This window comes from Nocardia sp. NPDC052001 (assembly GCF_040680615.1).
Classification (GTDB): Bacteria; Actinomycetota; Actinomycetes; order Mycobacteriales; family Mycobacteriaceae; genus Nocardia.
This window is the reverse complement of record NZ_JBFAXC010000009.1, coordinates 246889-271856: the sequence shown is the minus strand read 5'-3', so window position 1 is coordinate 271856 and position 24968 is coordinate 246889. Positions and strand designations below refer to the sequence as shown.

30 protein-coding genes and 1 pseudogene are annotated in these 24968 nt (G+C 65.2%); 15 read left to right on the top strand and 16 right to left on the bottom strand.

All coding sequences use genetic code 11. The features are described from left to right. Window positions 1-23 precede the first annotated feature (23 nt). Window positions 24-467 carry an STAS domain-containing protein gene (locus AB0L82_RS34080; RefSeq protein WP_364645908.1) on the top strand — a complete coding sequence of 148 codons (444 nt, stop codon included), beginning with the start codon at window positions 24-26 and terminating at the stop codon, window positions 465-467. Window positions 468-707: 240 nt separating this feature from the next. Here AB0L82_RS34080 and AB0L82_RS34075 read toward each other — a convergent pair whose 3' ends face one another. Then, window positions 708-1124, bottom strand: a complete 417-nt coding sequence (locus AB0L82_RS34075) for a hypothetical protein (protein ID WP_364645906.1) — start codon at window positions 1122-1124, stop codon at window positions 708-710. Between the two features lie 74 nt (window positions 1125-1198). Between AB0L82_RS34075 and AB0L82_RS34070 the strand changes: the two genes are divergently transcribed. Continuing rightward, window positions 1199-1438: a hypothetical protein gene (locus AB0L82_RS34070; RefSeq protein WP_364645903.1), complete on the top strand. Its 240-nt coding sequence runs from the start codon at window positions 1199-1201 to the stop codon at window positions 1436-1438. 41 nt (window positions 1439-1479) lie between these two features. Then, entirely contained in the window at window positions 1480-2142 is a 663-nt protein-coding gene (locus AB0L82_RS34065) for an HAD-IA family hydrolase (RefSeq protein ID WP_364645900.1), read from the top strand. Window positions 2143-2183: 41 nt separating this feature from the next. Here AB0L82_RS34065 and AB0L82_RS34060 read toward each other — a convergent pair whose 3' ends face one another. Further along, a complete protein-coding gene (locus AB0L82_RS34060) occupies window positions 2184-3179 on the bottom strand; it encodes an aldo/keto reductase (RefSeq protein ID WP_364645897.1) in 996 nt (331 codons plus the stop codon). Between the two features lie 387 nt (window positions 3180-3566). Then, complete coding sequence (locus tag AB0L82_RS34055; protein ID WP_364645894.1) at window positions 3567-3728, bottom strand: hypothetical protein; 162 nt, start codon at window positions 3726-3728, stop codon at window positions 3567-3569. 167 nt (window positions 3729-3895) lie between these two features. On the opposite strand from AB0L82_RS34055, the gene AB0L82_RS34050 reads away from it, so the two are divergent. Further along, window positions 3896-4828 (top strand): helix-turn-helix transcriptional regulator, encoded by a 933-nt coding sequence (locus AB0L82_RS34050; protein WP_364645891.1) that lies wholly within the window; start codon window positions 3896-3898, stop codon window positions 4826-4828. Between the two features lie 112 nt (window positions 4829-4940). On the opposite strand, the gene AB0L82_RS34045 is transcribed toward AB0L82_RS34050, so the two are convergent. After that, window positions 4941-6458, bottom strand: coding sequence for an AMP-binding protein (locus tag AB0L82_RS34045; RefSeq protein WP_364645888.1), 1518 nt, complete (start codon window positions 6456-6458; stop codon window positions 4941-4943). 383 nt (window positions 6459-6841) lie between these two features. On the opposite strand from AB0L82_RS34045, the gene AB0L82_RS34040 reads away from it, so the two are divergent. Together AB0L82_RS34040 and AB0L82_RS34035 are read left to right on the top strand one after the other, a co-directional pair. Next, a complete protein-coding gene (locus AB0L82_RS34040; RefSeq protein WP_364645885.1) occupies window positions 6842-8146 on the top strand; it encodes a hypothetical protein in 1305 nt (434 codons plus the stop codon). A gap of 121 nt (window positions 8147-8267) precedes the next feature. Further along, entirely contained in the window at window positions 8268-8723 is a 456-nt protein-coding gene (locus AB0L82_RS34035; protein ID WP_364645883.1) for a hypothetical protein, read from the top strand. Between the two features lie 16 nt (window positions 8724-8739). Here the strand turns inward: AB0L82_RS34035 and AB0L82_RS34030 are convergent, their stop codons facing one another. From AB0L82_RS34030 to AB0L82_RS34015, 4 genes are all read right to left on the bottom strand, one after another. After that, complete coding sequence (locus tag AB0L82_RS34030; protein WP_364645880.1) at window positions 8740-9630, bottom strand: class I SAM-dependent methyltransferase; 891 nt, start codon at window positions 9628-9630, stop codon at window positions 8740-8742. An 83-nt stretch (window positions 9631-9713) separates the two neighbouring features. Beyond that, the gene (locus tag AB0L82_RS34025) at window positions 9714-10967 is read right to left on the bottom strand and encodes a hypothetical protein (RefSeq protein ID WP_364645877.1); all 1254 of its coding nucleotides are present in this window, start codon (window positions 10965-10967) and stop codon (window positions 9714-9716) included. A gap of 103 nt (window positions 10968-11070) precedes the next feature. Next, window positions 11071-11199: a hypothetical protein gene (locus AB0L82_RS34020; RefSeq protein WP_364645874.1), complete on the bottom strand. Its 129-nt coding sequence runs from the start codon at window positions 11197-11199 to the stop codon at window positions 11071-11073. A gap of 67 nt (window positions 11200-11266) precedes the next feature. Continuing rightward, complete coding sequence (locus tag AB0L82_RS34015) at window positions 11267-11638, bottom strand: VOC family protein (protein WP_364645871.1); 372 nt, start codon at window positions 11636-11638, stop codon at window positions 11267-11269. Between the two features lie 159 nt (window positions 11639-11797). On the opposite strand from AB0L82_RS34015, the gene AB0L82_RS34010 reads away from it, so the two are divergent. From AB0L82_RS34010 to AB0L82_RS34000, 3 genes are all read left to right on the top strand, one after another. Further along, entirely contained in the window at window positions 11798-12283 is a 486-nt protein-coding gene (locus AB0L82_RS34010) for a helix-turn-helix domain-containing protein (RefSeq protein ID WP_364645868.1), read from the top strand. A 94-nt stretch (window positions 12284-12377) separates the two neighbouring features. Beyond that, complete coding sequence (locus AB0L82_RS34005) at window positions 12378-12767, top strand: VOC family protein (protein ID WP_364645865.1); 390 nt, start codon at window positions 12378-12380, stop codon at window positions 12765-12767. 110 nt (window positions 12768-12877) lie between these two features. Then, window positions 12878-13885, top strand: coding sequence for a tetratricopeptide repeat protein (locus tag AB0L82_RS34000; protein WP_364645862.1), 1008 nt, complete (start codon window positions 12878-12880; stop codon window positions 13883-13885). Window positions 13886-13898: 13 nt separating this feature from the next. Here the strand turns inward: AB0L82_RS34000 and AB0L82_RS33995 are convergent, their stop codons facing one another. Together AB0L82_RS33995 and AB0L82_RS33990 are read right to left on the bottom strand one after the other, a co-directional pair. After that, window positions 13899-14774 (bottom strand): hypothetical protein, encoded by an 876-nt coding sequence (locus tag AB0L82_RS33995; protein ID WP_364645859.1) that lies wholly within the window; start codon window positions 14772-14774, stop codon window positions 13899-13901. A 5-nt stretch (window positions 14775-14779) separates the two neighbouring features. Continuing rightward, window positions 14780-14956, bottom strand: coding sequence for a hypothetical protein (locus tag AB0L82_RS33990; RefSeq protein ID WP_364645856.1), 177 nt, complete (start codon window positions 14954-14956; stop codon window positions 14780-14782). A gap of 163 nt (window positions 14957-15119) precedes the next feature. Here AB0L82_RS33990 and AB0L82_RS33985 point away from each other — a divergent pair, with 163 nt between their 5' ends. Further along, complete coding sequence (locus AB0L82_RS33985) at window positions 15120-15374, top strand: hypothetical protein (protein WP_364645853.1); 255 nt, start codon at window positions 15120-15122, stop codon at window positions 15372-15374. A 22-nt stretch (window positions 15375-15396) separates the two neighbouring features. Here AB0L82_RS33985 and AB0L82_RS33980 read toward each other — a convergent pair whose 3' ends face one another. The 3 genes from AB0L82_RS33980 to AB0L82_RS33970 all read right to left on the bottom strand — a co-directional run bounded on the left by AB0L82_RS33980 (window position 15397) and on the right by AB0L82_RS33970 (window position 17370). Then, window positions 15397-15804, bottom strand: coding sequence for a VOC family protein (locus tag AB0L82_RS33980; RefSeq protein ID WP_364645849.1), 408 nt, complete (start codon window positions 15802-15804; stop codon window positions 15397-15399). 33 nt (window positions 15805-15837) lie between these two features. Continuing rightward, complete coding sequence (locus AB0L82_RS33975) at window positions 15838-16452, bottom strand: dihydrofolate reductase family protein (RefSeq protein ID WP_364645846.1); 615 nt, start codon at window positions 16450-16452, stop codon at window positions 15838-15840. Between the two features lie 75 nt (window positions 16453-16527). Beyond that, window positions 16528-17370: a helix-turn-helix domain-containing protein gene (locus AB0L82_RS33970; RefSeq protein WP_364645843.1), complete on the bottom strand. Its 843-nt coding sequence runs from the start codon at window positions 17368-17370 to the stop codon at window positions 16528-16530. 200 nt (window positions 17371-17570) lie between these two features. On the opposite strand from AB0L82_RS33970, the gene AB0L82_RS33965 reads away from it, so the two are divergent. After that, on the top strand, window positions 17571-18044 hold the full coding sequence (locus tag AB0L82_RS33965) for a hypothetical protein (RefSeq protein WP_364645840.1): 474 nt from the start codon (window positions 17571-17573) through the stop codon (window positions 18042-18044). Window positions 18045-18094: 50 nt separating this feature from the next. Here AB0L82_RS33965 and AB0L82_RS33960 read toward each other — a convergent pair whose 3' ends face one another. Next, on the bottom strand, window positions 18095-18454 hold the full coding sequence (locus tag AB0L82_RS33960) for a hypothetical protein (protein ID WP_364645837.1): 360 nt from the start codon (window positions 18452-18454) through the stop codon (window positions 18095-18097). A 408-nt stretch (window positions 18455-18862) separates the two neighbouring features. On the opposite strand from AB0L82_RS33960, the gene AB0L82_RS33955 reads away from it, so the two are divergent. After that, a complete protein-coding gene (locus AB0L82_RS33955) occupies window positions 18863-19324 on the top strand; it encodes a DUF4189 domain-containing protein (protein WP_364645834.1) in 462 nt (153 codons plus the stop codon). 58 nt (window positions 19325-19382) lie between these two features. On the opposite strand, the gene AB0L82_RS33950 is transcribed toward AB0L82_RS33955, so the two are convergent. Continuing rightward, window positions 19383-20372: an LLM class flavin-dependent oxidoreductase gene (locus AB0L82_RS33950; protein WP_364645831.1), complete on the bottom strand. Its 990-nt coding sequence runs from the start codon at window positions 20370-20372 to the stop codon at window positions 19383-19385. Beyond that, the gene (locus AB0L82_RS33945; RefSeq protein ID WP_364645828.1) at window positions 20369-21067 is read right to left on the bottom strand and encodes a hypothetical protein; all 699 of its coding nucleotides are present in this window, start codon (window positions 21065-21067) and stop codon (window positions 20369-20371) included. The genes AB0L82_RS33950 and AB0L82_RS33945 overlap by 4 nt, the downstream gene beginning before the upstream one ends. A 495-nt stretch (window positions 21068-21562) precedes the next feature. Between AB0L82_RS33945 and AB0L82_RS33940 the strand changes: the two are divergent. The 3 genes and pseudogenes from AB0L82_RS33940 to AB0L82_RS33930 all read left to right on the top strand — a co-directional run bounded on the left by AB0L82_RS33940 (window position 21563) and on the right by AB0L82_RS33930 (window position 24929). Beyond that, window positions 21563-22360: pseudogene (locus tag AB0L82_RS33940) on the top strand (SDR family oxidoreductase). Between the two features lie 170 nt (window positions 22361-22530). Continuing rightward, window positions 22531-23985 carry an MFS transporter gene (locus AB0L82_RS33935; protein WP_364645825.1) on the top strand — a complete coding sequence of 485 codons (1455 nt, stop codon included), beginning with the start codon at window positions 22531-22533 and terminating at the stop codon, window positions 23983-23985. A gap of 290 nt (window positions 23986-24275) precedes the next feature. Next, entirely contained in the window at window positions 24276-24929 is a 654-nt protein-coding gene (locus tag AB0L82_RS33930) for a phosphoribosyltransferase family protein (protein ID WP_364645822.1), read from the top strand. The last annotated feature ends 39 nt before the right edge of the window (window positions 24930-24968 follow it).

Sequence of the window (24968 nt, the reverse complement as noted above, 5' to 3'; positions counted from 1 at the left end):
ACTGGTCGGTCGGATTGGCATGAATGGTCAGTTCCGATGCCAGTATCGAAACCGGTGCCGGGGTGGTAAACCCTTCACCGAATGGTGTGAATCGGACCAACGTGGAGGGAAGTTCGCTGATGAACGCTCCGGACCAGCTTCTGCGGATACGGCTCGACGAAGACCCCGCGAACCCGGTGGTAACCGTGAGCGGGGAAATCGACGTGACGTCCGCACCGATGCTCGAACGCGTATTGCGCCAAGCGCTGGCACCCAACCCGCGCACCGTGGTGGTGGATATGACGGGGGTCAGTTTCCTGGGCTCGGCTGGGATCACCGTCCTGGCCGCCGCGGCACAGCAATGCCGGGAACTGCCACGCGTGGTCGCCTCCTACCCGGTGCGGCGACCGCTCGAGATCACCGGCGCGGACACGCTGTTCGTGCTGTGCGACAGTCTCGACACCGCCCTGGCCGCGACGAGGAGTTGAACCCACCACTCGGACAGTCCTGTCACGTCGGACAGTTCGGCGAGCGAGCGCGCCCCCGCGCGCAGGGGCGGATCCCGCGCGGGCACCCGTGCCCGCCGACAGCGCAACGTTCATCGCCTCGGATGGACCGCTTCTCGGGTCCAGTGCCCGCACGATGACTTCGCCGGTGATGCGGACGATCGCCCGCATGCCCTTGTCGATGTCACGCCCGGCCGACACCACCGCCGCACTCTCACCCGATCACGACACCGTGTACACCCAAGAGCCGTTGCAGCCCTTGCCCCGATCCCAGCCCGATTCATAACGCCAGCTCCCCGAGGGAGCCCGAATACTCCAGTCACCGTCGGCGGTGGCGATCGCGCTGCCATCCTGAAGGGTCAGCAGAGAGGTGGTATTCGGGCGGATCTTCCACGAATCTCCTTGGAACAGCAGATTGTTCACCACGACCGTCACCCCGTCCGAGGTCTGGTTCTCGATCACCAGACACGCGTTGCGCACCGGCCCGCTCGCCTGGGCCGGTGCGGCCGCGAACACGAGCCCGGCGAACGCGGCGAGCGCGACCGCAGTGCGGGCAGCGTACGAGCCCGTACCGGCGCCGCCCTCGGCCGCACCCGTGCGCGGCGCCAATTCCGTTGCAGTGGAGAATATTTGGTCCATACCGCAGGGAACACCGATGACCTTGCCAGGATCGTGTGAAAAGCTTCGCGGGCGTGAGGCCGTAGCATCCTGACATGGAGACCCTCGTGGCCATGGCCGTGGCGATATCGCCGATTGCGCTGTTCGCCGGGGCATTCGGATTGGTGGTGATGCGGGCGCGACGATTACGCCTGGGTGGCGGGTCGGTGGTGGGTCCCTTTCAGGAGATGTGGGATCCGGGCGCGCGCCGAACGCAGATCGAGGTCGAGGTGCGCGCCGCGGAGGCGGCACCCGCGCCATCGCCCGACGACTCACTGATCCCGCACCGCGTGTGACGGCCATTGCACCCCGTCGGCAAGCCGGTTATAACCAGTACATGACAGTTGACACCACGCTCACTGCTCGCGGCCTGCTACTGGACATGGACAGCACCCTGGTGAACTCCGAAGCCGTGGTGGAACACCTGTGGCGGGGCTGGGCCGCCACGCACGGACTGCCGGTCGAGGCGGTGCTCGCCGTCGCGCACGGACGACAAGGCTGGGCGACCATGGCCCAGTTGCTTCCCGATCGGGATGTGGCGTTGAACCTGGCCGACAACGCCCGCATGCTCGCCGAGGAGACCAGGATCGTCGAAGGCGTGGTGCCGATCGCGGGGGCGCCGGCGTTCATGGCCGCCCTGACCCATCTCCCCCACGCACTGGTCACCTCGGCCAATAGCGCGCTCACCACCGTGCGCATGGATGCCGCCGGACTGCCGCTGCCTGCGATCCGGATCACCGCCGAATCGGTGAGCGTCAGCAAACCCGACCCCGAGGGATTCCTCAAAGCCGCAGCCGAACTCGGACTGTCCGCCGAGGACTGCCTGGTCTTCGAAGACTCCGAAGCGGGCATCGCCGCCGGAAAAGCCGCAGGGATGCGGGTTATCGGCGTCGGGCCGCGCGCGGGGGCATTCAGCCCCACCGCTCACGTGCACGACCTGACCCATATCCGGATCGAGGAACGCGCGGACGGCGTGATCGCGGTCCACATCCACAACTAGCCGGAGGCTGTCGCCGGATCACCGTTCGGCGCGAAATCCACTCACTCCCAAGGCAATACGGCACGGGCCTGCCAGTAGGACTCGGCCGGTTCGGCAAGCCCCGCCAACTCCGCCAACACGCCGGGAGTCAGGGTCACCTCGGCGGCAATCAGGTTGGAGGCCAACTGATCCAGGGTCGCCGCACCCGAGAGCACGATATCGGCCCACGGCTGGGCGGCGGCCGCGGCCAGCGCGAGGGCGTCCTCGGGCACACCGGCCGCGCCGCTCTGCTCGCGCAACACGGCCAGAGCGGGACCAACCGCATTGCGGCCCGCGAGCCGCCCATTGGCCATCGCTTCCTTCACCACCACCAGCCATCCGGCCGAATGCGCCTCGGCCAGCGCCGGACCCACCGACGGCTCGAGCAGATTCCAAGTGGACTGCACCGCCGCGAACAGCGGCCGACCCTCCACGCTCACCTCCAGCGCCGCACGAACCACCTGCGCCTGCGCCGGTCCACTGGTCGACAACCCGACCCGCACCCCCTCCCCCGCCAGCGCCGCCAACCGAGCCAGCAGCGCTGGATCGCTCAGCGCCGGACTATCCGGGGTAACCGAATGCACCAGGTACACATCGGGATTGCCGCCCAACGCCGCCCGCGTCTCACCGATCTGCCGATCGAACACCTCGACCGCATGCTTTTTGACCTCATGCACCGGCACCCCGGACGCCTGCCAGTCCGCGGTGTAGGTGTACCCCCATTTGCTGCCCACGACCACATCCCCGGCGACCTCGGGCCGCGAAGCCAGCCATGCGCCCACGAACTCCTCCGCCCGCCCATACGAGCGCGCGGTATCGAAATACCGAACCCCCGCCGCCCACGCCGCATCCAGCAGCGCGTGCGTCCGCGCGCGCAGCGCCTCGACACTGCGATCGGCGGGCAAATCCAGATCCCGCCCGAGCGTGATGTACCCGGGCCGCCCGACCGCGGCCGTACCCAGCCCGAACCTCGTGATCGCCGACGTGGCGGAGCGTTCGATGACCGGCTCGCTCGACATATCGGCAAATCCCTTCGATGCTGGTCCATGGCCGAACCGAATTCTGCCATCACCCGAACACACGCCCCTCAGGCGTTCAGGACCACCGTTCCGATGAGCAAGTCACTGGCAAACGGTAGCCACGAACACACCGCCCGAACTCGGCTTCGTGCACCACCTACCCTCCATGTCGCGAACGTCCCGTGCCAGCGCCTCCGACCTGGCGTGACCTCACCGTGAAGGCGGCAGCACGCTCTCGCTCCAGTCTCAGCCGGATTCCCTCCACACTTCGCGCGTGGTCGTGAGGGGACGGCCAGATCACCAGACCGATCAGCACACTTGCGGGAACGGCGAAGACCAGCACCCAGGCAATGATCAGCGCCCAATTGTGGTGCGCGATAGAGGTAATCACCAGTCCTCCGATTCCACGAATCCGAGGTGTTCCAACTCTGCGAGATCGGCCGCCAGGTCGGCCGCTCTGATCGCCCAGAGATCCATCTCCGTGACGTGGGTGACCACCTCCGCATCGATCTGCCGCACATGGTCGGCCCCCGGTATCGGCCGCGCCATTACGCCGCCCTTCCCTTGTGATTCCAGCCCCTTGGCCTTCCGCCGCCGAAGGGGTGGACGCCGGCGGAAGGCTGAAAAGAACGCTATGCGTGGATGTTTGGGCCGGTAACCGGATTGCTGTCCACAACCGTCTACAAGGACCACGACCCATCGATACAGTGGGCTGTGTGGACTCCGGCGCGCTCTTACGTGCCGCTCGCGAAGCAGCCGGAATATCGCTGCGCAAGATGGCCGAGCGGACGTTCTACAGCAAGGCGTACCTGGGGCTGATCGAGACCGGTCAACGTCCCGTACCCGCCGGAGTGAGCGCCGCCTACGAACGGGTGCTCGGCACGACGGACCTGGGTCGGCTCACCTCCGCCGCGAGATCACCCGCCCACGTGGACCCCAACGCATTGGCCGATGTGGCCGCGATGCTGGCCGCCACCCGCCGCGTCGAGGATGCGACCGGAGCACTGGCGGTCCTGCCCGCAACACGCGGAATGTCCGCCATGACAGAGCAATTCGCCCGGGAAGCGCGCACCGCACGCGCCGAAGCGGCATCACTGGCCTCGGAGATCACGCAATACCGGGGCTGGCTCGAGCACGCGGTAGGAGCGGACACCGCCGCCCGGCGCAGCCTGGGCACAGCGGTGGAACTGGCGCAGGAATCCGGAGACCCCGATCGGCTGGTGCACAGTCTGGGATTCGCCGGGTACGTGGCCTGGGGTGCGACAGGCGATTACGCCGCAGTCATCGCGCTATCGGACGCCGCGCTGGCGGTGCGTGGTGCACATCCGGTCCTGATCGCCTATGCCCGCATGCGGCGAGCCGAACTGCTGGCCGCACGAGGAGAGCGGCGCGAGGCGCAGAGCGCACTGTCCGCCGCCGACGCCGCAACCGACGCGGCGGCCGAATGCACCCCGCCCGAAGCGATGTACTGGTGGACCCCCGGATTCGGGTGTGTACAGCGCGGCGGCGTGCTAGCCCTACTGGGTGACACCGATCAGGCGATCGAGGAAGCAACCGACGGCCTGGCCGCGATGCCGGTGGAGCACCGCCGCACCGAGTGGCTCGCGTCCGCCCTGCGGCGGGTGGACCCGGACATGCAGCCGATCTGAGTCCACCGCGCGGAATCCGTTGGGCCACAGTTACACTGCCCAGGTCCGGATACGCCCGGCCGCGGCCCCCATCGCCGCAGGTCGCTCGCCCACCTTGGCCGCTACGACCTCACTACACGGGGCCATCGGTCGAGAACTGTTGGCGCAGTTTGAACTTCTGCAATTTGCCGGTGGCTGTGCGCGCCAGTTCGGTACGGAACTCGATGCGTTTCGGGGTTTTGTAGCCGGCCAGATGGGTGCGGCAGTGCGCGATCAGCTCCTCGGCGGTGACCTCGCCCGCGACCACCACCAGGGCGGTGACGAGTTCGCCCCATTTCTCGTCGGCGACACCGATGACCGCCGCTTCGCGAACCGCATCATGCAACAGCAGCACGTCCTCGACTTCGATCGAGGACACATTCTCACCGCCGGTGATGATCACATCCTTCTTTCGGTCGGTGATCGTGAGATATCCGTCCGCGATCGTGCCGCCGTCACCGGTGTGAAACCAATTGCCCGCCAACGCTTCCTCGGTAGCCGCGGGATTGTTCCAATACCCCAGCAGATTGTGATTGGACTGGGCCAGCACCTCACCGGTGGAATCGACATCGATCCGCACGCCCAATGCGGGGGCACCCGCGCGACCGAGCAGACGGGCCTGTTGCGGGGCGGGCAGCTCGTCCCATTCGGCGCGCATGCGCGAGATCGTCAGCAGCGGTGAGGTTTCGGTGAGGCCGTAGATCTGAATGAACTCCCAGCCCAACTCGGCGCGCACCTGCTCGATCACCCGGGTCGGCGGCGGTGCACCCGCGACAATCGCGCGGACTCGATCGCGGCCGGGGATGGGGCCCTCCCAGGTGCGGGCGGCGTCGAGGACCGCGCTGATCACCGCGGGCGCCGCGCACAGATAGGTGACCCCGTGCTCGTCGATTCGGCGCAGGATCTCCGCGCCGTCGATCTGGCGGATCACGACCTGCTTGACGCCCATCGCGGTGGCGGCGAACGGCTGTCCCCAGCCGTTCGCGTGGAACATCGGCAGGGTGTGCAGATACACATCGCGATCACTGACGCCGGTATGCCAACCGAACACGGTCGCGTTCAGCCACAGATTCCGGTGCGTCAGCTGCACGCCTTTCGGGCGCGCGGTCGTACCCGACGTGTAGTTGATCGTCGCGGTCGCGGACTCCGAAATCTCCTGCCAGGCAGCGGGTTCACGCGACTGCGACCAGATCTTGTCGTCGTCCTGCCCGAAAATGAACTTCACCCGGCAATCGACCTGGTCGACCACCGACTTCAACGCCGGGTCGACCATGAGCACCTCAGCCCCGGAATGCTCGACTATATAGGCGATTTCGTCGGTGGTCAGCCGGAAGTTGATCGGCACCAACACCCTCCCCCACCCGCTCACCCCGAAAAAGCTGCTGAGCAGCCGGGCCGAGTTCTGCGATACCACCGCGACGCGCGCACCGGTCGCGACCCCGAGACTGTCCAGTGCGGCGGCCTGCGACCGTGCGCGATCCCGCAGCTGGGCGTAGGTGATCTCGCCCCATGAGGTCGCCGGTTGATCGGGTTCGTCGACGATCGCCACCCGATCGGGATACACGGTGTACGCGCGATCGAGGAAGTCATTGACGGTGAGCGGAAACTGCATCGGGGTTCCTCTGACAGAAGTGCGCAGGTACAGGATTCGAGTGTGCGGTGAACACGTCATAGTGTCGCCCGAATCGACCCTATGCGGTTCCGCATTCGGGCAATGGTCACGCTGGGCCGCAGTGGCTCCCCCGTCCTTGCTGTCTTTTTGTCGCAGTGAGCGGACTACGCCACATCGAGAACTCATAGTTAGATGCGCATATTTCAGTATTGGCATCTAACAGTCCGCATGACAGGACCGGCATCCGGGACAACCCCTAGTCCCTGCCGCGCCGGCGCGGTATCGCGAGTGCCGGACTCCCCCGCAATACGCCGCGGGAATGACGCGGAATGAGCACTGCGAGCGATATCGGGAGCACATCGAGTGCTGTTAGCGTTCGACCTATGCCCTCTTCGGTGCTGGACTCGAATTCCACTGTGCGACCGGATATTCCGAACGAGCTCCCCTGGACACCACTGGGGAGAATCGCATTCCGATTGCTGTTCACCGTCGGCGGATCCGCGCTCGTCCTATTCGCGTACGGCAACATCATCGGGCTGAATCTTCTGATCGTGCCGCTCAAAACGGTGCTGGCTCAGGCCGGAAGTCTGCTCTTGCGCGGGGACAGCGTCACCCTGGATACCTCCAACAGCGGTGACACGCTTGGTGATTGGTGCGCTCTGGTCGGATGTCTCCTCGTCGGGATAGCGGCGACGATCCTCTGGAGCGCACTCGATCGTCGGCGCGATAACTATCGGCATTCGGCGCGAACGCTATTCGAGGTCGCCCGCATAGGTCTCGTGGTCGAGTTGATCGCCTATGGGATGGCGAAAGCGGTACCCATTCAGATGGGCTACATGACCCAGCCCTCGCATCAGCTGCCGTCGGTCGGCGATGTGGGCTTGAAGGACACGCTGTGGACCTTCATGGGCGCATCGAACGCCTACTCGATCGCCACCGGTCTGGCGGAGATTACGGCGGGAGTGCTGCTGCTGTGGCGACGCACCTGGCTCGCGGGCGGCCTATTGGCCATTGTGGCCATGGCCCAGGTCTTTCTGCTCAATCTTTGCTACGACGTGCCGGTCAAAATCGTGTCCGGAACACTGCTGGCCACGGCGATCGCCCTGACACTCCCCTACTGGGCGAACGTGACCAGAGTTCTCACGAACGCCACACCGCTCCCGCCGCGGCGACTGTGGGCGGCACCGGGGACCCGACGGGTTCGCATCGGGGCGGCATCGCTGGGATTCTTTGTCGTGGTGGCGCATTCGGTGCTCATCGCCATCATCGCCATCCTGGCCCTCATCAATATCCACTCCCCTCGCTCGGCCCTGGACGGGCAATGGGAGGCGATATCGTTCACCGTCGACGGCGTGCCCGCGGCGATGACGGGCCAGGAGCCGAGCCCGTGGGCGAACGTTGCGATCACCGACCGCACCGAGTACACGAGTTTCGTCAGCCAGACTCCCCAGGGCGCGACCACCTTGTGGGCACTGGACATCACCGACGAAACGCTGGCCCTCCGTCAGCGACTCTCCGACCCGCCGACCAACATCCGATACCGATTGGACGGCGACATCCTGGTCCTATCCGGCATCATCGATAACCACCACATCGAGGGGCGCTACCGCAGCCGCGGCATGGAACGCGCGAACTCACACTTCCGACTGGTGCAACCCGGCCCCGATGACAACCTGCCGACCTCATGACCAGCGGACATTGGCGCGTGTCGTCATAGCGGATACCGGCTGACCGATGGGTAGTGCGGATACGGTGGTTTCACGATTCCGGAGTGTGCCCGTCGTATCGGATGGAACACGGAGGTTTGCATTGCATCGCACCGCGTTCGCCCGCCGCGTCGCTCTCTTCGCCATCGGAATCATCCTGGCGATGCTGCCGGTCACCGGCATCGGCCATGCTGCGGCTTCGATCAGCATCGGTGATGCCACCGTCGCGGCGGATGACCACAACTCCGAGGCAACGGTATCGATTACCTACTCGTGCGACCGGGACCACGAATTCACTCGGATCTGGGTGTATCAGCGGGGCAATGTCGGGGGCTCATTCGAGAGCGATACCGAGTGCGATTCGCAACCCCATACGATTGCCGCGGTGGTGCCCAGCAATGACATCCGGTTCCTCGGAGGGGATTCGAAGAACCAGTCCGATCCGGCGTTCTTCACAGCAGGTCAGAGTCTCGACCTCGAGGTGCAACTGCAAGACATGCGCGGGACTTATCCCCCGGAGTATGCGAATAAGACCGTCGAGTTGAAGAAGGCCCCGTAGAGCCACAGAGCCGTCTTCAGCGGCTCGCGCGCAGTATGCGAACCGGGCGCAGGGCCCGGGGTGGTTTGCCGCTGAATTCGGTGGAGCCATCGAGATATCCCGCGATGAGCTCCGTCGCGGCGCGGTCGTCGATATCGGTGAAGCCGAGCGCGCGCAGTTCCGCGGCGATGCCGTCGGGAGTGAAATAGCTGAACCAGGGTTCCCCGACAGCCTTCGCCCGATCCGAGCGCTCCTGTAGCCGCGCGCGTTCCTCATCGGTGTCCGGCGACCGCAGGTAATCGAAAACGACCTCGGCCGGTGCGGTTTGACCGGCGATGTATTCGAGGGTGGAGCGGGCGGCCTCCGGGGTCAGATAGAACACGACGCCGAGCCACACGAATACCGCCGGATCCGATCGGCTGAATCCCTTGGATTCCAATTGTGTTGCCAGCGAGTCGGTTTCGAAATCGACCGGCACGAATTGTAATCGCTCGGGCACGTCGATACTCGCTCTGGCGAGGCGTTGCCGCTTCCACGTTTGGGTGGCGGGATGATCGACCTCGAATACTCGCAGGCCGGGATGCGGGTTTCGATAGGCGAAGGTATCCAGACCCGCACCCAGGATCACGGCCTGCCGCACACCGGCGGCGACGGCATCGGCGACCCGATCCTCGGCGAATCGGCCACGCGCGGCGAAAAACAGGCGGCGTGACCGATCACTGACCCCCATGCGCAGGACTCCCAGACCCGCATCACCGCCGGGCCGATCGGGTCCGGGCTTACCCACTTCGATCAACTCATCGACGGTGATGCCCAGCAGACGTGCCGCGAGCGGATCGGTGAGAATCGTTGGCCGGTCGGCGATTTGATGATAGGCACGGGCGTAGGCGGTCGTGAGCGCCGTACGACTGGGTCCCTCATGCTCCATACCCGAACAAACTACTCACCGACACCGCGCGAGCACCATATATTCGGCCTGCGATCACCGCTTCCCGCGGCCTCACAGACTGTTCAGGACAGCGTTTCGTCCAGCACCGCAGCCAGCCGCACGGCCAGGGGCTCGATCATGGGACCCGCCGCGATCAGGTCGATAGACAGCCGGTCGTCGAACCAGAAGATCACTCCTGCCTGCATGGTCCGCAGCAACTCGAACATGGCGAAGCTGGCGTTCGGCGGGCTCTGCATACCTTCGGCGGAGAACTCGACATGGAAGCGCGGGTGAAAGCCTGTGACCGTCAACGTATTCGGGGTCCGCAGCGCGGGGATTCTGCCCCAATTGGTGAGCAGGGTCGGGACCGGACCGAGATCGTCGAACACCGATTGGGCTCGAAAAGGGCTGCGCTGCAATGTGCCTGCGGCGAGGTCGGCGCGGAGCGACGCGCCGATCTGCGCGGCGAGGTCCCCCGCGGCCGGTGACTGATCGACACTCTGGAAGCGGGCGAATCCCAACGCATTCGTGATGTCGGTATACCCGGCGTGCGGTGGGACGCGATGCCGTAGGTCGACCATGTAGACGTAGCCGATCTGCGATACGGACACCCCGTTCGCCCTCGCCGCCGCCTCGACGAATGCCGCCGAGATCTGCTCGTTGACCGTCAAGCCGTGCCGACGGCCCCGTGCCATCAGCGCTGCGGTCTGCGCACGTGTCAACTGCACTCGCCGCATCGGAATGGTCGCCGGCGGGGCGGGTGCGTCGGGGGCGGAGCCGCCCGCCGGGGACCCCACGCGCGAAGAGTTCGTCGCGTCGTTCTCACCGGGGCTGATTCCCCGGACGGTCAGGAACTGTTCGACCGGCTCGGGGTAGTGCTGCGTAGGGTGTGGCGGCAATGGTGTGCCATCGACGAGGTCGGTGTAGTCCGACCACAGTTGGCCGAGCAGGGCCAAAGCGTGGTGGGCATCGGCGATGCCGTGGTGTGCCACCACACTCACCACGTGACGCTCGTTCGGATACCGCTGAACATAGACGCTGATGACCGCGTCGGCCTGCGCAATGACCAGACCGTCGAGAACGTCCTCGCCCTCGCGAGCCTCATGTACGGCCATGGTGGGAGCGTCGCCTTCGATGAGAGCGTGCCCATTTCCGTCGCCGTCCAGGCGCGCTCGCAGCACCGGATACCGCTCGCTCGCGACATCCAACGCTCGGCGTAGCGCCGCCAGGTCCAGCTCACCAACGACTTCGACGCCGTAGCCGACGTAGAGACCGGTGCTGAAGGTGAACGACTCCTCGCTCGGCGCCAGGGTCCTGATCACGGTGTTGACAGACATGACTACTCCCTTGTTCACGATGAGATTCGACCAACAGACGCGTAGCCGCTGAATTCCGCATGGATACAACATTTTTGATCGGTAGGCGTCGACCACCCACTGCTTATCCGGACCCGATCGCGTCCGGATCGCGCGCCAGGGTCGGCAATGCGACGTTCACCATCGAGTTGTCGACCGTGACAAGCAATTCGGGCAGGCGCATGCCTGCCGACAGGCCATACTTTTCGCGCATCGCATACCTCCGACTCCGAACGCCGGGCCTCGATTCCCGCACGAGGCGGGAATCGAGGAGCTGGCGATCAGGCCGTTGTCGTCGCATGCGCGTTCGGGGCGAATTCGATGATCTGGAGCAGATTGCCATCCGGGTCCGCGAAGGTACCGAACCTGCCCATGGCCCGATACTCCAGCGGGACAGTCCAATTCACGCCGGCCGCCTGCGTCTGCGCGGCGACTTCATCGATGTCCTCGACGTGGAAATTGAGGATCATCCGGCCGGGCTCGAGGTTGACCGGGGCGACATCGTCGCGGTGATCGATCACCAGCAACATCCCGCCGAGATCGATCGGGCCCTCTCCGGTGTGACCGGGCGCCAGCACTCGGCTGTACCACTCCCGCATCTCCTGCGGCCGGGTGGTGCCCAGCAGGATGCTGCCAACTGTGAACGTGGACATAACTGTCTCCTTGCCATGTTGGGGAACTTCCGTGCGGCCCGGACGCGACGAGTCCGGACCGTAGTGCCAGATGAGTGGATACAAGCTGCGAACTTGCATCACGCTAGTGACCATAGACAGCAAACTAGCATCATGCAAGCGCACTGGTAGACTCACAGCATGCTGGGAAAGGCGTATGACACACAGGTGTGCTCGATCGCGCGGTCGCTGGAACTGATCGGCGAGCGCTGGAGTTTGCTGATCATCCGCGATGCCGTGTTCGCGGGCATGACGCGGTTCAACGACTTCCAGCGCGATCTCGGCGTGGCCCCCAACATCCTCAAGGCTCGCCTCAACGGATTCGTCGACGCCGGAATCATGGTGCGGCACAAGTACAGTGACCAGCCCGAGCTATTCGAGTACCTGCTCACCGACAAGGGCCACGCCCTGGCCCCGGCACTGGTCGCACTGACCGAATGGGGTGATCAGTGGGCCACCGATGATCCGCCGCCGATTCTCTACACCCACTCGGTGTGCGGCTCCTCGATCTCCCAGCAGACGGTCTGCGAACACTGCGGGCGCGTGGACGATCCGCAACAGATCCAGGCCCGCCCCGGCCCCGGCATGCCCCCGGAACGCCTGGCGCTGTTCAATCAAACGGCCTGAACCCGGAGGCCGAACGCTCGACCCTGCGATCGTTGCCAAGCGGTCCGCTGGCGCGCACCGATGAATCCGCGCCCCGTGGATCGTCTGCACACTCATGATCACCACAACGTGTACCGGAATCCTCACCGTGGCCGTGCCCGTAACCGACCAAGACCGCAGCAAGGCCCTGTTCGGGCAACTCGGCTTCGAGACCCACCTGGACGCCGAGTTGCAGCCGGGATTTCGCTGGCTGGAAATGCGCGCGCCCGGGTCCGAGACGACGCTGTCCCTGGTCCGCGCCTCCGAGAACCTGCCCGCCGGAATCGACACCGGCATACGATTGGGCACCCCCGACGCGCGGGCGGCCCATGCCGCCTTGGCCGAGCTGGGATGCATCGTTGGAGCGCTGCTCGAATGGGAAACCGCTCCCCCGATGTTCGTATTCCGCGATCATGACGGAAACGCCTTTTACCTCACCCAGGTGGACAAAGCCCAGCACACATAGCCGCGCCGTGAAATATGCTGGCAGCGCGCATATTCCGAGTGCGGCGCGAGTTCGAACCCGCGTGTGGCGGCTTCGGGCGGGGCGCATACCCTCGGAGGAGGCGGGTCCAGTTGCCGTATATCGTTGGTATCGGCCAGATTTGGCGGATCAAGAGGGCCGCGGCACGCGGTGACACCGATGCGATGACCCGGCTCGCGGGCGTGCTGCAAGCGCAAGGTGCGGCCGATGAGGCGGAGTCGTGGCTTCGTCGGGCCGCTGGCCTCGACAACAGGGATGCGATGACCAGCCTCGCGAACCTGTTGAACGGACGCGGCGCGGTGAGCGAGGCAGAATCGTGGTATCGCGAGGCCGCGGCCCGAAATGACATGTACGCCATGCACAATCTTGGGATGCTGCTACTGCAGCAGGGCGATGCCGGCGAGGCGATGTCGTGGTTCCGCGCTGCGGCCGAACGCGGCAACCCCGGCTCGAAACGCAATCTCGAACGCCTGTCCGAGGAGCCGAAAGAGGCTGGGGAGCAAGACCGCGCGGCGGCGCATGGTGATGCCGAAGCGATGAACGAGCTCGGGGATGCGCTGGCTCGACGTGGCCAGTTGCGCGCGGCCGAGTCCTGGTTCCGCAAAGCCGCAGGGCGTGACCACACCGGCGCGATGCACAACCTCGGGTGCCTGCTCTACGAAAACGGTGAAGTGAGCGAAGGGAAGTCGTGGCTCGACAAGGCCGCGGCACGCGGCAGCGCCGACGCGATGCGCAGCCTCGGGGGTCTGCTATTCGACCGCGGCGAGGCGGATGAAGCGGAATCATGGCTCCGCCGGGCAGCCGAACTCGCGCATCCCGAAGCGATGAATGCCCTTGCGGGCCTGTTATTTCGGCGAGATGAGCTCGACAAGGCGGAGTCCTGGACTCGCAAGGCCGCGGCCAATGACAACCCCGGAGCAATGCACAATCTCGGTGTCCTGCTGTACAAGCGGGGCGAGCTGAGCGAGGCCGAGTCATGGTTCCGCGAGGCCGCGGCACGCGGGAACACCGGGGCCATGAATGACCTCGGACGCCTGCGCAAGGAGCGGGGCGAGCGAGGCGAGGCGAAGTATTGGTTCCGCCAGGCTCGCTCCTCGTGAGAACTTCGCGAACTCACCGGTGCCGGGCGTAGTCCGGATAGCGTTGCGCCAATGCGGCATCGAACGCGGCCACACGTTCGGCCGAATCCGGCGGCGCGAACCTGGGGCGCTGCGAATACCATTGCAGCAGTTCAGCGCTGGCTTGCGAGCGGCCGTTCTCGATGCCCAGGACCGCGACAGCGCGCAGGCGCGTCCAATCCGGATTGACCGGATCGCGGGCATCCCTCGGATTGCCGGTTCGTGCCAGGGCGAAGAGTTTGTCCATCGAATTCCCCGCTGACTGCCATAGGTCTACCGGGCCGCGAACGTAGTCCATGAAATTGCCGACACACCAGTCCAAGTCGGTCTCAGTGCTGAGGTAGAGTGCTCGGCTGGGATAGCTCCGATTGTCGAAATATCCGAACGGGACCGACTCGACGTCGTCATCGCCCAGCAGGCTTTGCTGGGAAACCGATCGCGCCATGTCACCCGCCGCGGACGACGCCAGCCACGCCGTCCCTCGGATAGCCAGCTGTCCGCTTCCGCGATGGATCCAAGCCACGATGGCCGGGGTCATTCCGACGACCTCACCTTCCGGGGCCGCGAACCACAATCTGCGGGATCGGAGCTGTCGGCCCTTGAACGATTCGGCGGGCTGCCCGTCCAATGGCGTTGACACCGAATAGCCCGCCTGCGACATCGCTTCGGTCAAGCTGTCGCGCAGCAGGTCCATCAGTCGTGCAGCGCCGGTCGCCCTTGCCTGCCGGGTTGGCTTCGGCGCGCTCTTCGCCGAAGCCTGTCTGCGGAGCACGCGGAACGGTCTGCCCGCTTGCGCTGTCAGATCCAGCAGTTCCTCGAGCCGTGCGCAGTCGATCATGGTCAGGTCGTAACCATCGGCGTCGAGCTCCAACGATATTAGGGCGAAGCCGATTTCGAGGCATAGACGCTCATACCGGCGTCGTCGAAACCTGATCGCAGGTCGTCGTACGGATCGTCCTCGGCGCTCAGGATCGCCTGCGCCACAACGGTGCGGGTCGGTGCGATACACCGAGCTACCGCCACCCACGCTTGTCTGCCATCGTCGAATTCCACTGCACCCCTTCGCATCCGTGCCGCGAGAAATCTACTCGCTCACTACGACAGGTCGGGTGCAAGAGGCCCCCGAAGATCAGGGGCATCGAGTGTCGGGGCTGTCCGGGGTGCGGTGGGGGTTGAATACTGGCTCGCGCCAGGTTCGAGACATTGTGGGGTAGTCATGAATTCGAAGAAGATGGTCGGAGCGTTTGCCGTGGCGGCCGCGCTGTGCGCGCCCTTGGCGGGGACCGCGCAGGCCGCACCCGTTGACGGGGTGCAATCGATCGATGGGGGGCTGCTCTCGGGGTCGGCCTCGTCGCAGTCGGGGATTCTCGGTCCGCGCAGTGGATCGGCGTATCAGACGCTGAACCATCTCGTGTGCGTACTTTTCCACACCAGCCTCGACGGGTCGGTGGGTATTATGCGCTGCGACTGATCAACGTGAAAGCGGTTGCGGGCTAGACCATTTCAGGGTCCGGTGGCCCGAGTAGATCCCACCGGTTCCCTGAGAAGTCGAGGAATACCGCCACCTGTCCATAGGGCTCGGTCCGTGGTTCGGTCACGAACGACACACCAGCCTCGCGCATGCTGCGATATGCCTCGGCGAAGTCGGCGACCCGAAGAAAGAAGCCGACTCTCCCCGCGGCCTGTTCCCCGATAGCATGGTGCTGCCTGTCCCCATCCGCCCGCGCAAGCAAGATTCCGGTGGTCGCGCCGGGTGGGCGAACCACGACCCATCGTTTGGGACGACCGTCGTTGGTCCGCGACGGCGAGTCTTCGATGAGATCGAAACCTAGAGCGCCGACGAAGAATTCAATGGCAGGGTCATACTCCTCGACGATGATCGCGGTGAGCTCCAGATGCACTCTGCGAGCGTAGGCCGCCCCACCGACACGCTCTCAGCGCCTGACCTTGTATTTCAGGTGCAGTACCCGCTCGCCCTGGATGACGACGTGGGGATCCTCGAGCAGGTGCTGGCCATCGATATCGCCGAAGTAGCGTTTGCCCGATCCGAAGACCACGGGGACCACGTCTATCGCGACCTCATCGATCAGACCGGCCGCGAGGATCTGGCCGCCGACCTGTCCGGCGTTCACCGCGACGTTGCGATCACCGGCGAGCTCGCGCGCCTTGGCTATCGCGGCCGTGATGTCGCTGACGAAGTGATAGGACGCCTCGGGATGCCAGCCCTCCGGTTTGGGGCGATGGGAGACCACGACCACGTGGTCACCGGCGGGCGGCTCGCCCTCCCAGCCGTTCACCAGGTCGAACAGCGTGCGACCCATGACGATCGTCCCGATCGACGCCCACGTGTCCCGGACATAGGCCGCGGAGGCGCGTGAGACCCGGAATCCGGATCCGGTGCTGGAATGGTCGAAGCCTTCCTCGCGCGCGGGCTCGGCGATCGGGGTGTCACCGCTGAAGTACCACTCGTGGAGTGGGCCGACATCGTCGTTCTTATCGGCGATGAAGCCGTCCACCGACATCACGTTGTGCATGATCACCGTGCTCATTGATTCTCCTCGGGTCGCTCTGCAATGGCCTGTGCAGATTCTGTTCCACCGCGGGGTGCCCTGGCTTGTAAAAAATCACTCGGCGGGCATCGGTCCGGCGTCCGGCGGGAATCCGGCCGCGGCGGGAAATTTGCGCCGCAATCGGAGGTATTCGGTGGGGGTGTAGCCGGTGAAGTCCTTGAATTCCCGGCTGGCGTGCGCCTGGTCGAAATAGCCCGCGGAGAGCGCGAATTCGGACCAGTCGACGGGGCGTCGCGCATCGACGGACAGGATCAGGCGGGCGAAGCGGTAGATTCGCGCCACACGCTTGGGTGTGAGGCCGACATGCGATTTGAACTGCGAGGCAAGGTGATTGCCTCCCACACCGGCGTCATCGGCAAGCGCGGTGACCGGAACCGCGCCATACGACCTTTCCAACCGCGTACCGGCGAAGATCACCAAATCAAGTGTGCGCGAAGGCGTTTTGGCGAGCCGAGCTCGCAGCTCGCGCTCCACGAATCCGAGCGCGTCATTCGAGGCGGTGACCTCACCGAGCTGATTACGGATACGGTCCAGCGCGCGCTGCCAGACCGCGTCGACGGGTACGCATCGATCTCGTAGCTCCGACGCCGGAATGTCGGTGAACGCCGAGAGCCCCCAGGGCTTGAAATGCACGCCGACCAGCCGCACCCGAGCCGGATACTCCAGCAGGAAGCGTTTGGTCCACAAACCCATGAACCACCCGTCGACCAGCGTCACCGGCTCCGCCGAACCATCGCCGTCCCACATCCGGACGGGACCGCCGAGATTGATCAACAAATGCGCCGAAGGCATCGGCGGCACCAGCACACGAGGATGGCGCGGCACCCCCGACAGGCAGTAGATATCGTCGATGTACTCATCGAGCGGCGGGCCGGGAACCCGGGAAAAGTAGCGCACCTCTCCAGTGTCGATGATCTTCGAGCAGGTGTCTTCGACTGTTCGGCGAACCGGTGCCGGAAATAGGACATATGTCGGATACCGCACTGCGACCAGCACTACCTACCGTGATCACGGATCCGTTGATATTCCTAGGTTCGGAGTGGTCGGTAATGCAGGGTAGGGATGTCGAGCTCGCCGCTCGGTGGTGGCAGTGGGCTATGGCGATGCCCAACGCCAAGAATCCGGTGGTTGACGAGACGGGCGAGCTCGCGGGCATCGATCAGCCCGCGGACGTGTGGTTCTTGGCCGGCACCTTCGGCGGCGAAGTCAAGCGACAGTGCACAATCCCACACGGCCGCCCGATCTTCTTCCCGACATTCAACCTCTTCCAAGCCGTTCCGTACTCGCTGTTCGGCCGCCCCGAACTCCCCACAGCCCCGGCGGCAAGCGGTCACGCGGAATTGAACGGCACTCCCCTCCCTGTACGGGAAGTTGTCAACACCAAATCCTTCCGCGTAACAGCAGCAGCGGGCGGCCCCTTCGGCATCACAGGCCGCGTCAAGGCCAAAGCCTGGGGCCTATGGTGCAGCATCGACGATCTTCCACCCGGCGACCACGTCCTATCCTTCGGCGGCGAATACGAGCCCGGCGGCTTCTGGGTCCACGCCCACTACCAACTGAAGATCGTTTAGCCGAGGCCCCAGGCGCGGCAGCTCAACAGCCCTGATCTCGACGCAGTCTCTCAACGCTCGCCGAGCGGCCATACGTAGTGGGTGGGGGCCGGTTCGACATATTGGAGCAGGCTCCAGTCGAAGTTGGCCCAGTACGCGCGTTCCCGGCCGGAGTCGGGGTCGATCACCAGGAAAGCCGAGAGGTCCCCGATCGCGCCCACACCGTCGAGGTGATCGAGGGGACCGAACTCACTGTCGTCGAGTTCGCGGAGCGTGCACGACCAGGGCGTGAGGTCGGACAGGCTCCTCAGGCTGGGTTGTGGGGCATCTGGGCGACGAACGAACTCGCGGAACAGATTGGCGCGGCGGACTTCGGTGAGCTCGATCTGCAGGCCGGGCCAGAACGACAGATTCCACCGCGCGTACCGCACTTGGCCGTCGGTATCGGGATGGACACTCTCGGAATCCGTTGCGCCCCAAGCGGAGATGTACTCCGCGAGTGTGCGGAGTTTGAAGGTCGGGTCGAGGAATTACCACCGCTTCTCGGCCTGCTCCGCCTCAGCCCGAGTCGCACCGATCCGCTCGAGTAGATCCGCGGCTTGCGCAGGTGCGCTGGTGCACACCGCATGAACCATCGAAAGTTGGTAGTCGCGCAACGTCGCTTCAGGCTTGCCGGTCATATCGCCCCCCATTTCGGCCGAACCATTCCAAAAGTATCAGCGAAATCGAGGCGTCCGGAATTGTTGGGCACATACATCTTTCGGTTGAGCGCGCACATACGTCGCCAGTAAGCGATGATCTTGAAGTTCGAGTGTTGATGTTTCTCAGGGAAGTGTTCGATGAGTTTCTTTGGTAAGGCTGTTGTTGCGGTTGCGACGGTGGGGCTTGTGGCTGGGTCGGCCGTTGGAGCCGGGGTGGCGAATGCGGTTGCGGGTGCGGTGGATTCGGGGCTGTTCGGGGCGATCGCCTTCAGCAAGTCGGAGTGGAGTTATGGCACCAGTGTCGATGCGGTCAGTGGTGAGGCCGCGGTGATCGAGGCGCTCGACAACTGCGCGTGGGATGGCGCCACCGACTGTGTTGTATTGGCGCACTGGGCCGATGGCTGCGGAGCGTTGGCTTACGCCAGCGACGATACGAGCCATGGTGTCAGCGTTGGTGTAGGCGACGATCGGGACACCGCACTGAGTCGGGCGTATCTCGGTCTGGCTCGCCGTTACCCGCGCGCGTTACTAGCGAATACCGGGTCCGCTGACCTGTCGGAGGCGAACGTATCCGAGGTGGTCTGCACCTCGAACGTCTAAGCACTACTCTGCGTCGACCGGCCGTGCGAATCGCTCGCACGGCCTCGGCGTCTGTCCCCTAGATGTTCGGCAAAGCGACGGCTTCCAGGGTTTGTTCTATTGTCTCCCAAGGAATTCCGGCAGGGAGGACGATCATCTGAATGTCGGAGCCAGGTGCCCAGGTGTCTAGTTTCTCGCGTACTTCGGTGGGGGTTCCGTAGATGGTCAGGGCGTCGAGTGCGGCGTTTGCTTCAGGCGGTACGACCGAGCCTGTTGGGGTGGGGCGGGGGTTGGCGGCTCGGATGGCTTCCACCGCGTCCTTGTACCCTTGGCTGGCGATGAGATCGGCGTAGCCGTCGCCCATTGCGCAGATGTACCAGGCGAGGCAGCTGGCGACGATGTCGCGGGCTGAGCGGCGGTCGGTGGCGGCTGCTGCGAAGGCTCCGGCGGTGATGGTGAGGGGTGGGCGGCCCGAACGTAGTTGGCGCAGTTCGGCGGCTCGTTCGCGCATGCGCTCGAGGGTGAGGAATAGGGGATACCAGCCGTCGGCGTGGTCGGCGACGATCCGGGTGGTGAGATCGCCGGTGGCCGCGATCCAGATCGGAAGCTCCGGTGCGGGAGCCAGCCCCAGGCGCAGGGCGCGCGCCTGTCTGGCGGGATCGATGTGGACGCGGTTGCCCGCGAGGATGCTTCGCACTTCACTCGCCACCTCGCGCAGCTGGTGCGCGGGTCGCTCGAACGCGAGGTCGTGCAGACCCTCGGTCAGGGCTCGGCTGCTCGCTCCGAGGCCGAGAATCGCTCTGCCGCCGCTGATTTCGTTGAGGGTCGCGGCGCTCATCGCGAGGGCGGCGGGAGTGCGGCTCCATACCGACAGCACACCCGCGACCAGGGAGATGCGTGAGGTGCGCATGGCGATCTCGGTCAGCAGCAGGGTGGCGTCGTGAGCCCATCCTTCGGCGAGCGAGAAGACTTCATAGCCGAGTTCCTCGGCACGCAAGGCGGTCGCGACGATGATCTCGCGGCGGGTCTCCATCGGCGTGAGGGCGACGCCGAGGCGGCGGGTGGTCACAGCGAAATCCAGATGGTGCGAGCGGCGGCCATGAGTTCGCCGTCGGTGGTGTAGAGCGCGGCACCGGCTTTGATCTTGCGGCCGTCGCGTTCGCGGGCCCAGCTCACGATCTGGCAGGGCTCGTAGGTGGTCGGCCGGCGATGGATCGTGGCGGTCATGCGGCCGAGTACGGCGATCTCACCTGTTGCGAGCTGATCGTAGGCGGCCCAGCCGCTCGGGCAATCGAGTGCGGCCCAGACGAATTCGGGATGTACGAGGCCGTCGGCACCTGTCAGTGATGCGTCGGGTGTCCAGCGATCGGCGAGTACATCGCGGCCGGGTACCCACTGGCTGAAGATTCGCAGGCCATCACCGGGTGCGCGATCGGGTCCGCAGGTGAAGCAGGTTCGGAACGGATGCACGCGGTCGGCGAAAACAGGCTGGGCATCGAACTCGAATCCGACCACCGGTGGTTCCAGGTCGTCGAAGGTCTCCGTCACCGGCTCAGCGACAGCGATGGTTTGGCCCTGCTGATCGGTGAGCGTGTACCGATTATCCGCGGAGTCTATGGGCAGCAACACATTCAGCGGCGGCGGGCGGCGAAGCGTCACCTCCATCGTCTCGCCCGGCGCGAGTTGCGCCAGCGCGCCGGAGGCGTAACCGCCGTTGGCGCTGTCGGGCGGTCCGTTGAAGCGCGCGGGGAAGGTAAGAGCCATATTCATCAGAACGGTTCGACACTCGTTCGGGTTCGACGAGCGCCACCGCGACCGCGCGTGGTTCCGCTCGACTGCTTCCGAGACAGGTGAGTTCGCCGATCTCGTTCCAGAGGGGCGGCGGGCGCTCGCCGAAATGGGAGCCTTCATCTAGATCATCACCCGCATCGATCCCTGACAGCTCGGCGCGGACCGTCACGTCCGCGTTGTCCACCGCGGCCATCGTCCGAAGATCACGCCGAAAAGCCGAATGCCCCGTTCAGCGGAAGTCTCGATAGGGGGTGCCCTGAACGGGGACATCGTATTCCGGCGAGTATCGGCTATGTGACCACCTCCTGTCGATGCGGGTAGAACTCCATGGCACCACCTAGCGCTCGCACGAGAAAGAGTCGAAGGTCAACATTCGAAGGGACCGCTCGACGCCGGGCCCGCGGTGGTTTCCGATCAGGCCGAGCGGGACCGGTCACCGAAGTCGAATGTGTTGTTAGCGTTCGCCGAATGGATCTGGAACTGAATGGGAAGCGCGCGATTGTCACCGGCGGCAGCCGGGGAATCGGATTGGCCGTGGCGCGGGCGCTCGCGGACGAGGGCGTCGACCTGGTGATCGCGGCACGTGATCCCGAGCGGCTCGAGGCTGCCGCGCGGGAGGTGTCGGAGGCGACCGGTCGGCGCGTGATCGCGGTGCCCACCGACACCGGTGACGATGAGCAGGTGCGGCGGTTGGTCGATCGGACCGTCGAGGAATTGGGCGGGGTCGACATTCTGGTGAATTCGGCGGCGACGCCGTGGAGTGCGGGGGCGAGCGCGGATCTCGCCGCGACCTCGGATGAGGTGGTGCGGCGCGAGGTGGAGATCAAGGTGCTCGGTTATCTGCGCACCGCGCGCGCGGTCGCGCCGCATCTGGTCGAGCAGGGGTGGGGCCGCATCATCAATATCAGTGGACTCGGTGCGCGCTAAGCCAATTCGATCGCGCAGACCATTCGCAATGTCGGGGTGTCGGCCTTGACGAAGAACCTCGCCGATGAACTCGGACCGCACGGAATCAATGTGACCGTGGTGCATCCCGGGCTGACCCGGACCGAACGACTGACCGAGCGGCTGACCACGGAGTCGCGGGAGAACGGAACCCCGATCGCCGAGCTCGAGCAGGCGGCGGCGCGCAATTCGCTGCACCGGGTGATCGACGCCTCGGAAGTCGCTGCGGTGGTTGCTTTCCTGGCGTCGCCGCGCAGTGTCGCGATCACGGGTGATGCCATCGCCGCCGGCGGCGGGGTTCCCGGACCGGTCTACTACTGATTGGCCCGAGCCGATAGCCGTTGCCACACAACGGCTATCGGCGCACGCCGTCATTCGTCGGACACGGTGGACGGTGCAGCGATCACCGCGAGCGTAAACCTGTCGTGAATACAGCAGCGGGTACAACATCATCGGATGAATTGTGCGCAGTCGGCCGGAACGATTCCGCGATGACCGAAACGGCGACGACCCCGGTCGGGCTCGCGGATATAGCGGACCAGCCCGCTACCGCTTCCCGCTCGGACGAGCGTTCGGCGTTATGGTCGTGTCTCGGTGCGGGTTTCGCGACACTGCTCGACAGCGCGGTGGCCGCGTTCACCGCTCCGGCGGTGCAATCCTCACTCGCGCTGGCGGACTCCGATATCCAATGGTTTCTGGCCTCGTTCTCGCTGATGTTCGGACTCGGGCTCGCACCTGCCGGGCGGCTGGGCGACGCCTACGGACGGCGCGGATTGTTCATCGCGGGGCTCGCGTTGTTCCTGGTCGGCGGTATCGCGTCGGCGACGGCCATGAGCGCGTGGTGGGTGATCGGCGGGCGGCTCGTGCAAGGTTTCGGCGCCGGGGTCATCAGCGCCCAAGTGCTCGCGGTCATCCAGGACACCTTCACCGGCCCCGCCCGGCTGCGCGCACTGGCCGGGTACACCGCTGCGGGCGCGGCCGCCGCGATCGTCGGACCCGTAGCGGCCGGTCTGGCGCTGTGGCTCATTCCGGCTGAATTCGCTTGGCGGATAATACTTTTACTGCCGATACCGTTCACTGTCGCGACCATCGTGTTCGGCTTCCGAGGGCTGCCCCGCTCCCCGCGCGTGCGGCGCACGACCGACCTCGATATGCCCGGTATCGCCGCCCTGGGCTTGCTGGTGGTCCTGGTGACGATTCCGGTCATCGACCCCGGACTTCCCGCGCACACCATCGTGGCCGTGATCGCCGCGTGTGCGTTGCTGCTGACCGGTCTCGTGTGGTGGGAGCGACGGTACGCGCGCCGGGGCAGGCTGCCGCTGTTCGCACCCGCGCTGATGCGATCGCGCGGCTATGTCACCGGAAATGTGGTGGCGGCACTGTGGTTCGGGGCGGTATTGGCGTTCGGCACGATCAAAACCGTCTACTTCCTGCAGATGTCTGATATTCCCGCCCTCGCCCTCGCCCTGGCGCTGATCCCGACGGCTCTCGCACGGATGGTGGCGGCACGCTGGGGGCAAAGGCTTTTCGTGACCCACGGTCCGGCGCTGGTCACCTATGGCCTGGTGATCCAGACGATCTGTCTGGCGGTCAGCGCGGCGGCGGCGCTGTGCAGTGACGGATGGGCGCTGTTCCTCATCCTGTCGGCCATCCAGATCGGCTCCGGCCTATCCGGTGGTGTGGTGGAACCGCCGCTGCGCGTGGTCACCCTGGCGTTCTCCCCGCCGTCACTGCACGGTGTCGGCGCGTCATTTCTGCAACTGACACAGCGTCTTTCGGCTACTTTCTGCATCGCACTCACCACCGGCGTGCTGCTCGCGTTCGGAGGGACCGCATCGACGCAGTCGCTGATGTGGGCGGTACTGCTGTGCGCCGCCGCCTCCGCGATAGCGACGGTCGCATCGTTCTCGCCGCACTTCCGAAGCGATTCACCACTCGCGCGGTGATACTCGTGGCCCGCGTCGACTCGGGTCGAGCGAAGAGCCCGCCGGCAATCATCCCGCGTCACCGGATCCAATCGGATCGGACATATCGGATAAACATCACCAGGCATGGTGACCAGCTGTAAAGCATTGCGGTCCAACCGGTTCGGTTCCTTGCCAGGCGAGATCCCACCTGTGGAGCAACTCCGTGGATCACACCCGATTCCGTCGATATCGGCGTACTGTTCGAGTGCTGCTTTCCAGACCCCGAAGCACGGTTCGCCCATCCCGTGCCACCGATTCGGAAGCAGGACATGCCTTTTCTCGATCGTCGCGATGCCGGACGCCGTCTCGCCGAACGACTTCGGACAACCAGCGACCCCGATGTGGTGGTTCTCGGTCTTCCACGCGGGGGTGTTCCCGTGGCTTTCGAGGTCGCGACCGCACTGCGGGTCCCGCTCGATATCGCGCTGGTTCGCAAACTCGCCGTGCCGCGCCGGCCGTGGCTGGTGTTCGGCGCCCTCGGCGAAGATGGGGTCCGAGTCATCGACGCCCAGTTGGCGGACACGGCGCTGCTCACCGGACCCGAACAGCAGCGGGTCGAATTCGAACAGCGAGATCTACTGCGCCGCAGTATCGTTCGCTACCGACACCAGCACCCTCGGTTGCGGTTGACCGGCGCGACAGCGTTGATCGTCGACGACGGTCTCGCCACCGGGGCCACCGCTCACGCGGCCTGCCTCATCGCCCGCGCTCGCGGTGCGCATCGAGTCGTGTTCGCCACCCCCGTGGGATCGCATCGGCCGATCCACGCCCTGTCCGCGGTCGCCGACCACACCGTCTGCCTGGAGATGCCACAACTGTTCGGTGCGATCCGCCCGTGGTATCTGAATTTCGATGAGGTCACCGACACCGAGGTCCGCGAACTACTGTCCCGCGAACAACGTAGATCTACATCGTTGACATGACGTGACGGAGGGCGTGTACTGGGGACAGCCACTTATCAT

Excerpts from the sequence above, each read along its gene's own strand:
- AB0L82_RS34025 (WP_364645877.1), bottom strand. The coding sequence starts at position 10,967 with ATGTCTGTCAACACCGTGATCAGGACCCTGGCGCCGAGCGAGGAGTCG.
- AB0L82_RS34010 (WP_364645868.1), top strand. The coding sequence starts at position 11,798 with ATGCTGGGAAAGGCGTATGACACACAGGTGTGCTCGATCGCGCGGTCG.
- AB0L82_RS34075 (WP_364645906.1), bottom strand. The coding sequence starts at position 1,124 with ATGGACCAAATATTCTCCACTGCAACGGAATTGGCGCCGCGCACGGGT.
- AB0L82_RS34070 (WP_364645903.1), top strand. The coding sequence starts at position 1,199 with ATGGAGACCCTCGTGGCCATGGCCGTGGCGATATCGCCGATTGCGCTG.
- AB0L82_RS34030 (WP_364645880.1), bottom strand. The coding sequence starts at position 9,630 with ATGGAGCATGAGGGACCCAGTCGTACGGCGCTCACGACCGCCTACGCC.
- AB0L82_RS33985 (WP_364645853.1), top strand. The coding sequence starts at position 15,120 with ATGAATTCGAAGAAGATGGTCGGAGCGTTTGCCGTGGCGGCCGCGCTG.
- AB0L82_RS34045 (WP_364645888.1), bottom strand. The coding sequence starts at position 6,458 with ATGCAGTTTCCGCTCACCGTCAATGACTTCCTCGATCGCGCGTACACC.
- AB0L82_RS34005 (WP_364645865.1), top strand. The coding sequence starts at position 12,378 with ATGATCACCACAACGTGTACCGGAATCCTCACCGTGGCCGTGCCCGTA.
- AB0L82_RS34055 (WP_364645894.1), bottom strand. The coding sequence starts at position 3,728 with ATGGCGCGGCCGATACCGGGGGCCGACCATGTGCGGCAGATCGATGCG.
- AB0L82_RS34040 (WP_364645885.1), top strand. The coding sequence starts at position 6,842 with ATGCCCTCTTCGGTGCTGGACTCGAATTCCACTGTGCGACCGGATATT.
- AB0L82_RS33955 (WP_364645834.1), top strand. The coding sequence starts at position 18,863 with ATGAGTTTCTTTGGTAAGGCTGTTGTTGCGGTTGCGACGGTGGGGCTT.
- AB0L82_RS33945 (WP_364645828.1), bottom strand. The coding sequence starts at position 21,067 with ATGGCTCTTACCTTCCCCGCGCGCTTCAACGGACCGCCCGACAGCGCC.
- AB0L82_RS33935 (WP_364645825.1), top strand. The coding sequence starts at position 22,531 with ATGACCGAAACGGCGACGACCCCGGTCGGGCTCGCGGATATAGCGGAC.
- AB0L82_RS34020 (WP_364645874.1), bottom strand. The coding sequence starts at position 11,199 with ATGCGCGAAAAGTATGGCCTGTCGGCAGGCATGCGCCTGCCCGAATTG.
- AB0L82_RS34080 (WP_364645908.1), top strand. The coding sequence starts at position 24 with ATGGTCAGTTCCGATGCCAGTATCGAAACCGGTGCCGGGGTGGTAAAC.
- AB0L82_RS33930 (WP_364645822.1), top strand. The coding sequence starts at position 24,276 with ATGCCTTTTCTCGATCGTCGCGATGCCGGACGCCGTCTCGCCGAACGA.
- AB0L82_RS33975 (WP_364645846.1), bottom strand. The coding sequence starts at position 16,452 with ATGAGCACGGTGATCATGCACAACGTGATGTCGGTGGACGGCTTCATC.
- AB0L82_RS34060 (WP_364645897.1), bottom strand. The coding sequence starts at position 3,179 with ATGTCGAGCGAGCCGGTCATCGAACGCTCCGCCACGTCGGCGATCACG.
- AB0L82_RS34065 (WP_364645900.1), top strand. The coding sequence starts at position 1,480 with ATGACAGTTGACACCACGCTCACTGCTCGCGGCCTGCTACTGGACATG.
- AB0L82_RS34015 (WP_364645871.1), bottom strand. The coding sequence starts at position 11,638 with ATGTCCACGTTCACAGTTGGCAGCATCCTGCTGGGCACCACCCGGCCG.
- AB0L82_RS33965 (WP_364645840.1), top strand. The coding sequence starts at position 17,571 with ATGGCGATGCCCAACGCCAAGAATCCGGTGGTTGACGAGACGGGCGAG.